The sequence below is a fragment of the Bradyrhizobium lablabi genome (genome assembly GCF_001440475.1).
GTDB classification, from domain to species: domain Bacteria; phylum Pseudomonadota; class Alphaproteobacteria; order Rhizobiales; family Xanthobacteraceae; genus Bradyrhizobium; species Bradyrhizobium lablabi.
The window spans coordinates 89542-102347 of sequence record NZ_LLYB01000055.1; the positions used below are offsets into that span (position 1 = coordinate 89542).

Consider the following 12806-nt stretch of genomic DNA (forward strand, 5'->3'; position numbering starts at 1 on the left):
GAGCGTCGGCAGCGAGCCGAATCCGCTGCGGCCCGATCCGGTGCCTCCGATCACACCTGCTCCGCCAGCATCCGCAGCCACCGCGCCCGATCCGGCCACGAGCTCCTCGGCCGCCACGCCAGTGCCCGCGGCCCCGCCGCCGGAGACCGCTACGGCCCCGGTCGCGCCCGCCAGCCCGCCGATGCCGCCCATCTCCCGCTAAAAATTCCAGATGCCGAATGCCGGTCGACAACGCCGCTTGACCATCTAGAGTATCACTCTAGAGTAATGATCTAGTGACGACGGCGATGGCGAATGAGCACGGCACGCGAGGATCTGCTGGAAGCGGGATTGGCGGTGTTCGACCGCGACGGTTTTGAGGGCGCCACTGTGGCTGCCATCAGAACGCGCGCCCGGGCGTCCAATGGCAGCTTTTTCCACTTCTTCGGCTCGAAGAAGGAACTGGCGGGCACACTCTTTCTGGAAATTCTCGCGCGCTACCATGCAGCCGTCATCGCCGCAGTCGATGCGCGCTGCACCGCGCGGGAAGGCGTGGCGCGCCTGATCCGCGCCCATCTCGAATGGGTCGTCGGCTCCAGGCGCGAAGCGCGCTATCTGTTCGAGATTTCCCGCAGCGAGTGGATCGAGGAGATTCGCGGCGCGCAGCGCGCACAGAATTCGCGTCTGGTGGAAGCCGTCGAGCGATGGCGTGCGCCGCTGGTCGAGCGCGGCGAATTGTTGCCGATGACGTCGTCGGTGTTCTTCAGCCAGATCATCGGACCGGCGCAGATATTCTGTCGCGCGTGGCTGTCGGGCCGCGACCGCGCCGATCCAGGAGAGCAAGCCGAAATGCTGATCGCCTGCGCCATCCGCGCGGTGGTCGCGCCCGATAGGGGCCAGCAACCGGGAGAAGCCAGATGAATGCGAACAACGATCCCGACTTCGCCCCGATCGCAACCCGGATCCGCGACAATGTCGGCCGCCAGGGCTTTATGACCCACATCGGTGCTGAACTGTCCGAACTGACGCGCGGCACGTGCACGCTCGAGGTCGACCGTCGGCCGGAGCTGCTGCAGCAGAACGGCCTGTTCCACGGCGGCGTGACCGCCTTTCTCGTCGACAACGCCACCACGATTGCGGCTGCGGCATCGCGCGGCCAATCGGCGCTGACGGCCGAATACAAGCTGAACCTGCTGTCGCCGGCGACAGGCGAGCGCCTGATCTGCCGGGCGCGCGTGATCAAGCCCGGACGTCAGGTTGCCGTGGTCGCGGCCGACGTGTTCTGTGTCACCGATGGTGTCGAGAAGCACACCGCGACTGCCTTGGCCTCGATCGCGATGCTCGACGAGAAGGCGGCCGCCAGAATCCCAAGCCCGGCCTGAGGGGCCGGGCTTGAAGTCGCGATAGAGCGCCGAAACGAAGCGCGTTACTTCTCGGTAGCCGGCGCCGGTGCGGCGTCGTCGTGCTGGGCTTCCGGATCGAAGAACTCGCCGGCGGCGGCGAGCGCCTCGGCGGCGGCGTCCTGGTCTTCCTGACGAGTCGAGATGTCCTCGCCGCGGTTGATGCGCTCGGCTTCATCGGCGCTGCGCGCCACGGTGACGCTGACGTTGACTTCGACTTCCGGGTGCACGGCGATGGCGATCTCGTGCTTGCCGATGATCTTGATCGGCGCATCCAGCAGGACCTGGCTGCGGCTGATGGTGACGCCATCGGCCTCGAAGGAGGTGATGATGTCGCGCACGCTCACCGAACCGAACAACTGGCCGGTTTCAGAGGCCTGACGCAGCACGACCACGTTGCGACCGTCGATCTTCTCCGCGACCTTGGTCGCTTCGCCCTTGGCCTTGAGGTTGTTGGCCTCGAGCTCGGCCTTCATGCCGTCGAACTTGGCGCGGTTGTCGGCGGTGGCGCGCAGCGCCTTGCCGCGCTTGAGCAGAAAGTTGCGGGCATAGCCGTCGCGTACTTTGACGACTTCGCCCATCTGACCGAGCTTGGCAACGCGTTCCAGCAAGATGACTTCCATTTTCGTTCTCCTTTGATGTTCGTATTTCGATTACGTGGATATTGCAGTTTCAGGATGCGGGCAGGGGTGGAGGTTTGCCGCGCAGATAGCGTTGGCGAAGTCCGAAGACGGCGTCGGCAAGTCCGAGCGCGATCATTGCGAGAACGGGCCAGCCGAACACGATAACGATCGCGTAGGCACAGCAGAGCCAGAAGACGCGGCTTTTGAGCGCCAGCGTCAGCGTGTGCAGCACGGCGAAGCCGGTGAGGCCGTAGGCCATCATCAGCGCGGTGGCCGCGATCTGCGCGAACATCGCGGCGAGCCCGCCGATAAAACAAAAGGCCAGCGCGACTGACAGCGCCACCAGCGTCATCGGCGGCAATTCCGCGCTCTTCAGGTCGGGCCACGGCCGCTGCAGCCGGCCCGAGGTCGCCGTGACTTTTCCGGCAAGCCAGAGATTGAGCGTCAGCGTCATCATGGCGACCACCGTTGCGGCCGCGGGAGCAATGATGGCCAGAGCGGTCACCCAGCGCTCGATATCCGCCGACGGCGTGGACCCCCGCGGCGCCAGAATTCGCATGAGACCCCCGCGCAGCACGCCGTTGATGGTCTCCGCGTCGCCACCAAGCGTCAACATGGCCGCGATCGTGGTCAACGCGGCAAAGCCGGCGATCCAGAGCAGGATACGGCCGACCGGATACCATTCGAGCTGAACCGCAGCGGATGCCGAACCGTCTTCGGCGGCGGCGGCAGGCAGCGGCCGTCCAAGCAAAGCGAGATGGCCGAGCCACCAGGCCGGCACGGCCACGGTGATCGCAAAGGCGATGCAATAGGCCAGGCCGAAAATCGCACCGAGGCCTGCGGCCGCGGCGATGCCGCCGATCGTCGCCGCCAGCGGACCCCATCCGAGCGCCACCACCATCAGCGGCAGCGGCGCCAGATAGAACAACAGCAACGAGATCAGCGCGCCCGAGACGATCGAGGCGAACATCAGCGCCGACGCGCAGCCGGCCGCAAGACCAATGAGGACAATGGCGATCATCAGCTGTCCCGCTCCTTTCGAGCGGTTAGAGGTCGTCTCGACCCCAACCATCGGCGACCGGACGACCCGGAAGCCTTATGAATGATAAGGACCGGCGGCGCGGGCGCCGCCGGTCGAAGATGTTAGCGAATGACGTAGGGCAAGAGGCCGAGGAAACGCGAGCGCTTGATGGCGCGCGCGAGTTCGCGCTGCTTCTTGGCGGAGACGGCGGTGATGCGGCTCGGCACGATCTTGCCGCGCTCGGAGACGTAACGCATCAACAGCTTGGAATCCTTGTAGTCGATCTTCGGCGCGTTCGGACCCGTGAACGGGCAGGTCTTGCGGCGACGGAAAAACGGACGGCGTGCACCAGCTTCAGCCATGATTCTTACTCCTCTACCGCTGCTGCGTCGTCTTCGCGCGGACGGCGCGGGCCACGGTCGCCGCGGAAGCCACCGCCTTCACGATCGCCACGGAAGCCACCGCCTTCGCGGTCGCCGCGGAAGCCGCCGCCGCGATCGTCGCGCTCGCGGTCACGATCGGCCTTGCGCATCATCGCCGAGGGACCTTCCTCGTGCTCTTCGACACGGACGGTGAGATAGCGGATGACGTCTTCGGAGATCCGCTCCTGGCGCTCGATCTCGGTGACCGCAGCGGAGGGCGCATCGATGTTCATCAGCACGAAGTGTGCCTTGCGGTTCTTGTTCATGCGGTAGGTGAGGGAGCGCACGCCCCAGTTCTCGGTCTTGGTGACCTTGCCGCCGAGCCCTTCGACGATGCCCGTCATCTGGGTGGTCAGCTCTTCGACCTGCTGGGTGCTCGCATCCTGACGCGCGAGAAAAACATGCTCGTAAAGAGGCATGGGTGTCCTTTCCTAGTGTTGGCGCGGTTCCCGGCGGCAAGCCCTTCGAGGCCTTCGGAAAGGACTCGGAAGATAAGCTCAGAAGGCGAAAGCACGGGACGACGGGCCGACTGGCCCTGCCACATCAATCCGAACGATGAATCGCTGAGACCGTCCGTTCAGCTCCCGGCCGGGATCCACGGATGCGCGGTTTATAAGGATTTCCGCCGCGCTGGCAAGGCTTCTTGCGTTGAAAGAGGACCTTGAGAAAGGCCTCGCCCTGTATCCTGGCCGGGTTCCCGGCCGGTCGGTTGACATCTTTGTTTGTATAGCATACAAGTAACGGATTGGAGGTAAAATGGCCCCCAAATCCGTCTCTACGCCCGCCGAACTACCGGCCGATGATCCCCGGCACGCCGCCCGCGCGACCCGGAGTGCCGGCCGCCAGATGCGTTCGCGCCTCCTCGATGCCGCCAGCCGGCTGTTCAGGGAACGGGGTCTAGCCGGCACCTCGATCTCGGACATCGCGGCAGCAGCCGACGCCTTTCCGAGCCAGATCACCTATTACTTCCGCACCAAGGAGGCGCTGTTCGTCGAGGCCGCCTGCCGCGAGATGCTCTATGTGGCGCGCGCGGCCGAAGAGGCGGCGCTGCAGGCTCACACGCCGCGGGATTACACGCGCGTGCTGGTCGAGACGGTCACGGCAACGGACTCGGTGGCTTTCTTTACCGAAGCGCTGACGCTCACCCGCCGTCGCCAGGATCTTGCGCCGCTGGTCGAGCGCACCATCGAGCGGCTGCACGGCGAAGGCATGCGGGCCTATGCCAGCCAGATCGAGCGGCATGGCTGGAAGAGCCTGCGCGACCCCGACGCCAGTTCGCGGCGGTTCTGGGCGCTCGCGGTCGGCGTCATGGTCGAGGGCTATGCCATGGGCCGTTCGGCCGAAGATCTCTGCGAAGAGATGCTGCGCGTATTGGGCGACCAGGCGGCGACACGGCCGGCCGGCGACGCGGCGCGACTGCATCTCGTCAGCGGCCGCGAAGTTTCCGATTCAGAATCACCCGACGGGGAGAAATCGCCATGACCGCGCTCCGCATGCGTGCCCGCGACTTTCTGAGCGAAGATCAATTGATCGCCGTCCGCGAGCGCGTGACGTGGAAAGGCGTTGCTTTGATCGCCCATGCATGGGCGCTGATTTTGGGCTCGATCACGCTGGTTGCGTGGTGGCCCAACCCGCTGACCTTCCTGCTGGCGGTCGGCATCATCGGATCGCGCCAGCTCGGACTCGCGATCCTGATGCATGACGGCGCGCATGGATGCCTGTCGGCGGACGAGAAGGTCAATCTGATGCTCAGCCAGTGGTTCTGCGCCTATCCGGTCTTTGCCGAGACCCGCGCCTATCGCCGCTATCACCTGCAGCATCATGCGCGCACGCAGCAGGAAGACGATCCCGATCTGATTTTGTCGGCGCCGTTTCCGATCACGTCGATGAGCTATCGGCGCAAGTTCTTCCGCGATATCACCGGCCAGACCGGCTATCAGCAGCGCAAGGCGCAGTTCTTGAACGCACTGGGACCGAAGGAATGGCCGCTGGCGCAACGCGCGGCGCATTTCTGGGAAAAGCTAGGTCCGCAATGCGCGGTCAATGCCGTGATGTTTGCGGGCCTTGCCGCCGCCGGCGTGTGGTGGGCCTATCCGCTGTTGTGGCTATTGCCGCTGCTCACCTGGCAGATGGTGATCACGCGCATCCGCAACATTGCCGAGCATGCCGTCGTTCCCGACTCGAACGATCCCTTGCGCAATACCCGCACCACGCACGCCAACTTCCTCGAGCGGCTGTTCGTCGCGCCGTACTACGTCAACTACCACCTCGAGCATCATCTGCTGTTCTACGTGCCCTGCTACAACCTGCCGCGCGTCCACCGCATTCTCAGTGACAGCCGGTATGCGAAACGGATGGAAGTGCAGCCGAGCTACGCCGCCGTGCTGCGGCTCGCGACCGCCAGGCCCAGCCATGAGGACAGTCCCGGCAAACTGGCAAGCATCGCGCGCCGGGCGCGGGCCGGGGCGGCGGAGGTTGGGGGCGACCAGGCCACTGGCGGGTTCTAGATAGCACCTTGCTTATCCATGGATGTTGGCCTTGAGTGCCATCGGCCGTGGAGGGACCTGCGCCAATGATCGATCTGACGACCTTGCTCGCCTATGTGGCGGTTGTGCTCGGCTTTGTTTTCATTCCGGGGCCTGCCACGCTCCTCACGGTTGCACGGGCAACGAGTTCGGGCACAAGGGCAGGAATCGCTACCGGCTTCGGGATCGCGGCCGGCGACATCATTCATACCTTCACGGCGATCGTCGGTATCTCGGCGATCATCGCCACGTCGGCAGTGCTGTTCAGCATCATCAAGTATATTGGCGCCGCGTATCTCGTTTACCTCGGCATTCGTGCAATTCTTGAGAGAGCGCCGGCAAATCCGACGGCAGGCGCATTGCCGATTTCGGCCGGCAAGGCGTTCAGGCAGGCTATTTTGGCCGAAGTTCTGAACCCAAAAACCGCGCTTTTCTTTCTTGCGTTCCTCCCCCAGTTCGTGGTGCCCAAAAACGGATCGGTCGCGCTCCAGCTGACGATCCTGGGGATCCTTTTCGTCCTGTTGGGGCTTGTCAGCACCGTCGTCTTTGCCGTGTGTGCGGGACGGCTGGGCAACTTTCTCCGTCGAAACCCAACCGTGCTGAAATGGCAGGGCAAGGTCGTCGGCGGTATCTATTGCGCTTTGGGTGCCCGGTTGGCGCTGCAGGAACGCTGAGCCAGCCGGCTCAATTCGCGGCCTGCCAGAGAACGCGTCATCCCGCAGCGCGGCTTGACATCCCGGCCTCGGTCAGTGTCTTACGGCCCCAATCTTATGAGGGAGCGCCGATGACGGCTGCATTTACATTTCCGGGGCAGGGTTCCCAGGCGGTCGGCATGGGCAAGGCCCTCGCTGACGCCTTTCCGGCCGCGCGGGCCGTGTTCGACGAGGTCGATTCGGCGCTCGGCGAGAAGCTGACAGCGATCATCTGGGACGGCCCGGCCGAGACCCTTCAGCTCACCGAAAATGCCCAACCGGCGCTGATGGCTGTATCGATTGCCACGCTGCGGGTGCTGGAGACCGAGGCGGGCTTTTCCGTCGGGCGGGATGCGGCGTTTGTCGCCGGCCATTCGCTCGGCGAATATTCCGCGCTGGCCGCGGCCGGCAGCCTCAGCGTCAGCGACACCGCGCGCCTGCTACGCACCCGTGGCCTTGCGATGCAAAAGGCCGTGCCGGTCGGCGCCGGCGCGATGGCGGCGCTGCTCGGGCTCGATTATGAGGCCGCGATGGCCGTTGCCACCGAAGCCGCGCAAGGGCAGGTCTGCCAGGCAGCCAATGACAATGGCGGCGGGCAGGTGGTGGTGTCCGGCGACAAGGCGGCCGTCGACCGCGCGGTGGAGATCGCCAAAACCAAGGGCGCCAAGCGCGCGATGTTGCTGCCGGTATCGGCGCCCTTCCATTGCAAGTTGATGCAACCCGCCGCCGACGCGATGGCGCAGGCGCTGGCCGGTGTGACGATCAAGGCGCCGGCCTCGCCGCTGGTGTCGAACGTGCTGGCTTCGCCGATCACCGATCCCGACGAGATTCGCCGCCGCCTGATCGAGCAGGTCACCGGCACCGTGCGCTGGCGCGAGTCGGTGGCGTACATGGCAGCGCATGGCGTCACGCGGTTCTTCGAAATCGGCGCCGGCAAGGTGCTGAGCGGGCTGGTGAAGCGTATTGCCGACGGCGCCGTCGGCGTGTCGGTCGCGGGACCGAACGACATTGCCGCTGCCAAGGATGCATTGGCGGCCTCGGCCTAACGCTTCCGGAAGGAGAGATTGATGTTCGATTTGACAGGTAGGACAGCGCTGGTGACCGGCGCGACCGGCGGCATTGGCGGCGCGATTGCGCAAGCGTTGCACGCGCAGGGTGCGACGGTGGCGATTTCCGGCACGCGCCGCGAGGTGCTGGAGTCGTTTGCCGGCAAGCTTGGCGATCGCGTTCACGTGCTGCCCTGCAATCTCTCCGACAGCGCGCAAGTCGAAGGGCTGGTGCCGGCGGCTGAAGCCGCGATGGGGCAGGTCGATATCCTGATCGCCAATGCCGGCATCACGCGCGACAATCTTTTTGTGCAGTTGCGCGACGAGGATTGGGACGACGTCATCCAGGTCAATCTGACTGCGACCTTCCGTCTCGCCCGCGCCGCAACAAAGCTGATGATGCGCAAGCGCTTCGGCCGGATCATCGCGATCACCTCGATCGTCGGGGTGACCGGCAATCCCGGCCAGGCCAACTACACCGCGTCGAAGGCGGGAATCATCGGCCTGATCAAGACGCTCGGCGCCGAATACGCCAAGCGCAATGTGACCGCCAATTGCATCGCGCCGGGATTCATCAAGACGCCGATGACGGATGCGCTCAACGACAAGCAGCGTGAGACCATCCTGGCAAAGGTTCCTGCGGCACGGCTGGGCACGCCCGAGGACATCGCCGCGGCGGCCGTCTATCTCGCCTCGAACGAGGCGGGCTACGTCACCGGGCAGACGATTCACGTCAACGGCGGAATGGCCATGATTTGAGCGAGTTATTGCCCCGATCGATGCGGCCAAAGGCCGTTTCTCCGGGGTGGTGGAGGTTGTAGTCAGGGCTTGGGAAGTATGGTAACCGAACCCCACACGGATGGGCAAACAAGGCCATTGCAGGATTTTGAAACCCTGTATATTGGCGTGGCAACGCCTGCCGTTCGCCGGGGCTTTGTCGGCTACCAACGTGCCGAATCAAGACTATGCGATAGCGAAGGAAGTTTAACGACCACGATAGCTCGTAGCGTTTCTGAAGCGTCTTGGGGTCGGGTCCATTGGAACAAGCACGAGGTTGAACGATGAGTGAGATTGGCGAGCGGGTTAAGAAGATTGTGGTCGAACACCTCGGTGTTGAACCCGATAAGGTTGTCGACAACGCAAGTTTCATCGATGACCTCGGCGCCGACAGTCTCGACACCGTCGAGCTTGTGATGGCATTTGAAGAAGAGTTCGGTTGCGAGATTCCCGACGACGCCGCCGAGACGATTTTGACCGTTGGCGACGCGACGAAGTTTCTCGAGAAGAACGCGAAAAGCTGACGTCCCGGGCGGGTAGAGACAGAGCCGGACGGGCCGTTGTCGAACGGTCCCCCGGTTTCTTGTTTTGGGCCGCCAGTTTCGGGCTGGAGTGTTTGACATGAGGCGTGTTGTCGTCACGGGGCTGGGCATGGTTACGCCGCTCGGCTGCGGCGTTGACACAACGTGGTCGCGCATCCTCAGCGGCCAGAGCGGCGCCAAGAAAATCGACACGTTCGAGGTCGCCGATCTTGCGAGCCAGATCGCTTGCGTCATTCCGCGCGGCGACGGTTCTGACGGCACTTACAATCCCGACCAGTGGATGGAGCCGAAGGAGCAGCGCAAGGTCGACGATTTCATCGTCTTCGCGATGGCTGCGGCGCGCCAGGCGCTCGACGACGCCAACTGGCATCCTTCGACCGAAGAAGACAAATGCGCGACCGGTACGCTGATCGGCTCCGGGATCGGCGGCCTGTCCGGCATCGCCGAGACATCGCTGCTTTTGAAGGAACGCGGACCGCGCCGGGTATCGCCGTTCTTTATCCCGGGACGTTTGATCAATCTTGCGTCCGGCTATGTCTCGATCGAGCACGGCCTCAAGGGCCCCAACCATTCTGTCGTGACCGCCTGTTCGACCGGCGCGCATGCGATCGGCGATGGCGCCCGCCTCATTGCGCTCGGCGATGCCGATGTGATGGTCGCTGGCGGAACGGAATCGCCGATCTGCCGGCTGGCGATGGCGGGCTTTTGCGCCGCCCGCGCGCTCTCGACCGGTTACAACGATGCGCCGCAAAAGGCTTCGCGCCCCTACGACAAGGATCGCGATGGCTTCGTGATGGGCGAGGGCGCCGGCGTCGTCGTGCTCGAGGAATATGAGCACGCGAAAAAGCGCGGCGCGCGAATCTATTGTGAAGTGGTCGGCTACGGCCTGTCGGGCGACGCCTATCATATCACCTCGCCGTCGCCGGACGGCGACGGCGGCTTCCGCAGCATGAGCGCGGCGATCAAGCGCGCCGGCATTGCGGTATCCGATATCGACTACATCAACGCCCACGGCACTTCGACGCAGATCGGCGACGAGATCGAACTCGGCGCGGTCGAGCGGTTGCTTGGCAACGCTGCCTCGAAGGTGTCGATGTCGTCGACGAAATCGTCGACCGGACACCTGCTCGGTGCCGCCGGTGCGATCGAGGCCATTTTCAGTATTCTTGCGATTCGCGATAACATTGCTCCGCCCACTATCAATTTGGAAAATCCGTCGGTGGAAACGGCGATCGATCTGGTGCCGCAGACGGCGCGCAAGCGTGAGATTAGCGTCGCGCTGTCGAATTCCTTCGGTTTCGGGGGCACCAATGCCTCTGTGATCGTTCGGCGTGTGGCTGACTAGCAAGTGTTTCGAACTACTCCACCGTTTTGCCGTATTCGGCGATGACTTCTACATGTGGGCGTATGCTATCGTCCGGGCAGAGGATTGCTCGGCCGCGATTGAACCGACAGGATTCAGGTTGCATCGATGAGTGAGAGGCCGCCCATTTCACCACGAAGCCCGCGCGCTGCGCTGGAGCCCGAGCAGGTGCCGCCGCCGCCGAGGCGGTCAGAGCGCGCCCGCAATCCATTCGTCGTGGTCGGCAATGCCATTTTCACCATCCTGATCATTCTCATGATCGGGGCGGGCACGGTCTATTACTACGGCCGGCAGATTCTGGAAACGCCGGGCCCGCTGAAGGAAGACAAGATCGTCAACATTCCCGCGCGGGCCGGCAAGCGCGACATCGCCGATGTCCTGCTCCGCGAAGGCGTGATCAACGTCAATCCCTGGGCATTCATCGGCGGCGTGTTTGCGCTGAAGGCGAGCTCCGACCTCAAGCCCGGCGAATATTCCTTCCAGAAGAATGCCAGCCTGCGCGATGTCATCGCCACCATCGTCGAGGGCAAGGTGGTGCAGCACGCCGTCACCATTCCCGAAGGCCTGACCTCCGAACAGATCGTGACGCGCCTGCTCGACAACGACATCTTCGCCGGCTCGGTGCGGGAAATACCGCGCGAAGGCACGCTATTGCCCGAGACCTACAAGTTTCCGCGCGGTACCACGCGCGAGCAGGTGATCCAGCGCATGCAGCAGACCCAGAAACGGGTGCTTGCGGAAATCTGGGAGCGCCGCAATCCGGACGTTCTGGTCAGGTCGCCGGAGCAGCTGATCACGCTGGCTTCGATCATCGAGAAGGAAACCGGCCGGGCCGACGAGCGCAGCCGCGTGGCAGCGGTATTCACCAATCGCCTGCGGCAGAGGATCAAGTTGCAGTCGGATCCGACCATCATCTACGGCCTGGTCGGCGGCAAGGGAACGCTGGGCCGGCCGATCAAGCGCTCCGAGATTACGCAGCCGTCGCCCTACAACACCTACGTCATCGAAGGCCTGCCGCCCGGACCGATCGCCAATCCGGGCCGCGCCTCGCTCGAGGCGGCGGCCAACCCGGCGCGCACGCGCGACCTGTTCTTCGTGGCCGACGGAACGGGCGGGCACGCCTTCACCGAAACCTACGACGCGCACCAGAAAAACGTCGCCAAGCTCCGGGCGATGGAAAAGCAGATCCAGAACGACACCGTCGAGCCGTCGGAGGACGCGCCGCCGCCGACGGCGGCTGGAGCCTCGGCCGATACCAACCCGACCGCGGCCACGCCGCGGCCGGCAGGGCAGAAAAAGCCGCCGCGTCCGGCAACACCCCCGGCACCTGCGACGGCACCGTCACCGGCACCGGGCCGCCAGGGTGCCGCGCAGTCGACCACGACGCCGCCGGTGGTTCAGCGCTGACGCCCGGCCGGTTGTGCAGGTGTTCCGGCGACCGTCGGAACGCAATTCCACTTTGGCGGAAATCGGCTTAAGGTTGCGCCGTTCCTTTCGAGTCTCGAAATCCCAGGAGAATGTTACGCGATGGCGCTATCGAGCATGACCGGTTTTGCCCGAAGCCACGGCGCCAGCGGTCCCTACACGTTCGAATGGGAATTGAAGTCGGTCAACGCCAAGGGCTTTGACCTGCGGTTGCGGCTGCCGCCCGGCTGGGACGAACTGGAAGCGTTGGCCAAGAAGCGCGCCGGCGAGGTGTTGTCGCGCGGCACGGTCTACGCCAATCTCAACGTCAAGCGCGCCAACGCGGTCTCGACCGTGCGCATCAATGAAGACGTGCTCGCTTCCGTCGTGAAGGTCGCGGGCGAGCTTGCAGCACGGATCGACGCGGTGGCGCCCAGCATCGACGGGCTGCTCGGCATCAAGGGCGTCATCGAGGTCGTCGAGCCCGAAAGCGACGAGGCGGAAGACAAGGCGGCGAGGGAGGCGGCAGCCATGGCCTTCGAGCAGGCGCTCGGCAACCTCGTCGAGATGCGCCGCCGCGAAGGCGCGACGCTCGGGCAAATCCTCAATCAGCGCATGGACGAGATCGAAAGGCTGGCGAAGAAAGCCGAGGCCGCGCCCGGCCGCAAGCCGGAGGCGATCAGGGCGCGTCTTGCCGAGCAGGTGGCGGCGCTATTGGAAACCTCCGAACGCTTCGATGCTGACAGGCTCAATCAGGAAGCGATCCTGATTGCGACCAAGGCCGACATCCGCGAAGAGCTCGACCGCATCGCCTCGCATGTCGCGCAGGCCCGCGAGATGATCGGCAAGGGCGGACCGGTCGGGCGGCGGCTCGATTTCCTTGCCCAGGAATTCAACCGCGAGGTCAACACCTGCTGCTCCAAGTCGAACGATCTGGAATTGACCCAGACCGGGCTCGAGATGAAAAACGTCGTCGAGCAATTCCGCGAGCAGGTCCAGAATCTGGAGTGAC

15 protein-coding genes and 1 pseudogene are annotated in these 12806 nt (G+C 64.3%); 11 read left to right on the forward strand and 5 right to left on the reverse strand.

Annotation, left to right across the window (positions count from 1 at the left end; all coding sequences use genetic code 11):
* A pseudogene (locus tag CQ14_RS45235) lies at positions 1–192 on the reverse strand (hypothetical protein); the annotation flags it as partial.
* 102 nt (positions 193–294) lie between these two features.
* On the opposite strand from CQ14_RS45235, the gene CQ14_RS10205 reads away from it, so the two are divergent.
* Positions 295–900 carry a TetR/AcrR family transcriptional regulator gene (locus tag CQ14_RS10205; RefSeq protein WP_057857772.1) on the forward strand — a complete coding sequence of 202 codons (606 nt, stop codon included), beginning with the start codon at positions 295–297 and terminating at the stop codon, positions 898–900.
* Complete coding sequence (locus CQ14_RS10210) at positions 897–1361, forward strand: PaaI family thioesterase (RefSeq protein ID WP_057857773.1); 465 nt, start codon at positions 897–899, stop codon at positions 1359–1361. Before CQ14_RS10205 ends, CQ14_RS10210 begins: the two co-directional genes overlap by 4 nt.
* A gap of 44 nt (positions 1362–1405) precedes the next feature.
* On the opposite strand, the gene rplI is transcribed toward CQ14_RS10210, so the two are convergent.
* From rplI to rpsF, 4 genes are all read right to left on the reverse strand, one after another.
* Complete coding sequence (rplI, locus tag CQ14_RS10215) at positions 1406–2002, reverse strand: 50S ribosomal protein L9 (RefSeq protein WP_057857774.1); 597 nt, start codon at positions 2000–2002, stop codon at positions 1406–1408.
* Positions 2003–2051: 49 nt separating this feature from the next.
* Complete coding sequence (locus CQ14_RS10220; protein ID WP_057857775.1) at positions 2052–3023, reverse strand: hypothetical protein; 972 nt, start codon at positions 3021–3023, stop codon at positions 2052–2054.
* Positions 3024–3145: 122 nt separating this feature from the next.
* On the reverse strand, positions 3146–3385 hold the full coding sequence (gene rpsR / locus CQ14_RS10225) for a 30S ribosomal protein S18 (RefSeq protein ID WP_002711478.1): 240 nt from the start codon (positions 3383–3385) through the stop codon (positions 3146–3148).
* Between the two features lie 5 nt (positions 3386–3390).
* Positions 3391–3864, reverse strand: a complete 474-nt coding sequence (gene rpsF, locus CQ14_RS10230; protein WP_057840035.1) for a 30S ribosomal protein S6 — start codon at positions 3862–3864, stop codon at positions 3391–3393.
* A 337-nt stretch (positions 3865–4201) separates the two neighbouring features.
* On the opposite strand from rpsF, the gene CQ14_RS10235 reads away from it, so the two are divergent.
* The 9 genes from CQ14_RS10235 (at position 4202) to CQ14_RS10275 (ending at position 12805) form a co-directional block, all read left to right on the forward strand.
* On the forward strand, positions 4202–4927 hold the full coding sequence (locus tag CQ14_RS10235) for a TetR/AcrR family transcriptional regulator C-terminal domain-containing protein (RefSeq protein WP_057857776.1): 726 nt from the start codon (positions 4202–4204) through the stop codon (positions 4925–4927).
* The gene (locus tag CQ14_RS10240) at positions 4924–5952 is read left to right on the forward strand and encodes a fatty acid desaturase family protein (RefSeq protein WP_057857777.1); all 1029 of its coding nucleotides are present in this window, start codon (positions 4924–4926) and stop codon (positions 5950–5952) included. The genes CQ14_RS10235 and CQ14_RS10240 overlap by 4 nt, the downstream gene beginning before the upstream one ends.
* Positions 5953–6017: 65 nt before the next feature.
* On the forward strand, positions 6018–6644 hold the full coding sequence (locus tag CQ14_RS10245) for a LysE family translocator (protein WP_057857778.1): 627 nt from the start codon (positions 6018–6020) through the stop codon (positions 6642–6644).
* Between the two features lie 110 nt (positions 6645–6754).
* Positions 6755–7708: an ACP S-malonyltransferase gene (gene fabD / locus CQ14_RS10250; protein ID WP_057857779.1), complete on the forward strand. Its 954-nt coding sequence runs from the start codon at positions 6755–6757 to the stop codon at positions 7706–7708.
* A 21-nt stretch (positions 7709–7729) separates the two neighbouring features.
* Complete coding sequence (gene fabG / locus CQ14_RS10255) at positions 7730–8467, forward strand: 3-oxoacyl-[acyl-carrier-protein] reductase (RefSeq protein ID WP_057857780.1); 738 nt, start codon at positions 7730–7732, stop codon at positions 8465–8467.
* 302 nt (positions 8468–8769) lie between these two features.
* Complete coding sequence (locus CQ14_RS10260; RefSeq protein ID WP_008969609.1) at positions 8770–9009, forward strand: acyl carrier protein; 240 nt, start codon at positions 8770–8772, stop codon at positions 9007–9009.
* Between the two features lie 97 nt (positions 9010–9106).
* Positions 9107–10372 carry a beta-ketoacyl-ACP synthase II gene (gene fabF, locus CQ14_RS10265; protein ID WP_057857781.1) on the forward strand — a complete coding sequence of 422 codons (1266 nt, stop codon included), beginning with the start codon at positions 9107–9109 and terminating at the stop codon, positions 10370–10372.
* 126 nt (positions 10373–10498) lie between these two features.
* Positions 10499–11797 (forward strand): endolytic transglycosylase MltG, encoded by a 1299-nt coding sequence (gene mltG, locus CQ14_RS10270; protein ID WP_057857782.1) that lies wholly within the window; start codon positions 10499–10501, stop codon positions 11795–11797.
* Between the two features lie 120 nt (positions 11798–11917).
* A complete protein-coding gene (locus tag CQ14_RS10275; protein ID WP_057857783.1) occupies positions 11918–12805 on the forward strand; it encodes a YicC/YloC family endoribonuclease in 888 nt (295 codons plus the stop codon).
* Position 12806 lies beyond the last annotated feature (1 nt).

Excerpts from the sequence above, each read along its gene's own strand:
- CQ14_RS10205 (WP_057857772.1), top strand. The coding sequence starts at position 295 with ATGAGCACGGCACGCGAGGATCTGCTGGAAGCGGGATTGGCGGTGTTC.
- CQ14_RS10210 (WP_057857773.1), top strand. The coding sequence starts at position 897 with ATGAATGCGAACAACGATCCCGACTTCGCCCCGATCGCAACCCGGATC.
- rplI (WP_057857774.1), bottom strand. The coding sequence starts at position 2,002 with ATGGAAGTCATCTTGCTGGAACGCGTTGCCAAGCTCGGTCAGATGGGC.
- CQ14_RS10220 (WP_057857775.1), bottom strand. The coding sequence starts at position 3,023 with ATGATCGCCATTGTCCTCATTGGTCTTGCGGCCGGCTGCGCGTCGGCG.
- rpsR (WP_002711478.1), bottom strand. The coding sequence starts at position 3,385 with ATGGCTGAAGCTGGTGCACGCCGTCCGTTTTTCCGTCGCCGCAAGACC.
- rpsF (WP_057840035.1), bottom strand. The coding sequence starts at position 3,864 with ATGCCTCTTTACGAGCATGTTTTTCTCGCGCGTCAGGATGCGAGCACC.
- CQ14_RS10235 (WP_057857776.1), top strand. The coding sequence starts at position 4,202 with ATGGCCCCCAAATCCGTCTCTACGCCCGCCGAACTACCGGCCGATGAT.
- CQ14_RS10240 (WP_057857777.1), top strand. The coding sequence starts at position 4,924 with ATGACCGCGCTCCGCATGCGTGCCCGCGACTTTCTGAGCGAAGATCAA.
- CQ14_RS10245 (WP_057857778.1), top strand. The coding sequence starts at position 6,018 with ATGATCGATCTGACGACCTTGCTCGCCTATGTGGCGGTTGTGCTCGGC.
- fabD (WP_057857779.1), top strand. The coding sequence starts at position 6,755 with ATGACGGCTGCATTTACATTTCCGGGGCAGGGTTCCCAGGCGGTCGGC.
- fabG (WP_057857780.1), top strand. The coding sequence starts at position 7,730 with ATGTTCGATTTGACAGGTAGGACAGCGCTGGTGACCGGCGCGACCGGC.
- CQ14_RS10260 (WP_008969609.1), top strand. The coding sequence starts at position 8,770 with ATGAGTGAGATTGGCGAGCGGGTTAAGAAGATTGTGGTCGAACACCTC.
- fabF (WP_057857781.1), top strand. The coding sequence starts at position 9,107 with ATGAGGCGTGTTGTCGTCACGGGGCTGGGCATGGTTACGCCGCTCGGC.
- mltG (WP_057857782.1), top strand. The coding sequence starts at position 10,499 with ATGAGTGAGAGGCCGCCCATTTCACCACGAAGCCCGCGCGCTGCGCTG.
- CQ14_RS10275 (WP_057857783.1), top strand. The coding sequence starts at position 11,918 with ATGGCGCTATCGAGCATGACCGGTTTTGCCCGAAGCCACGGCGCCAGC.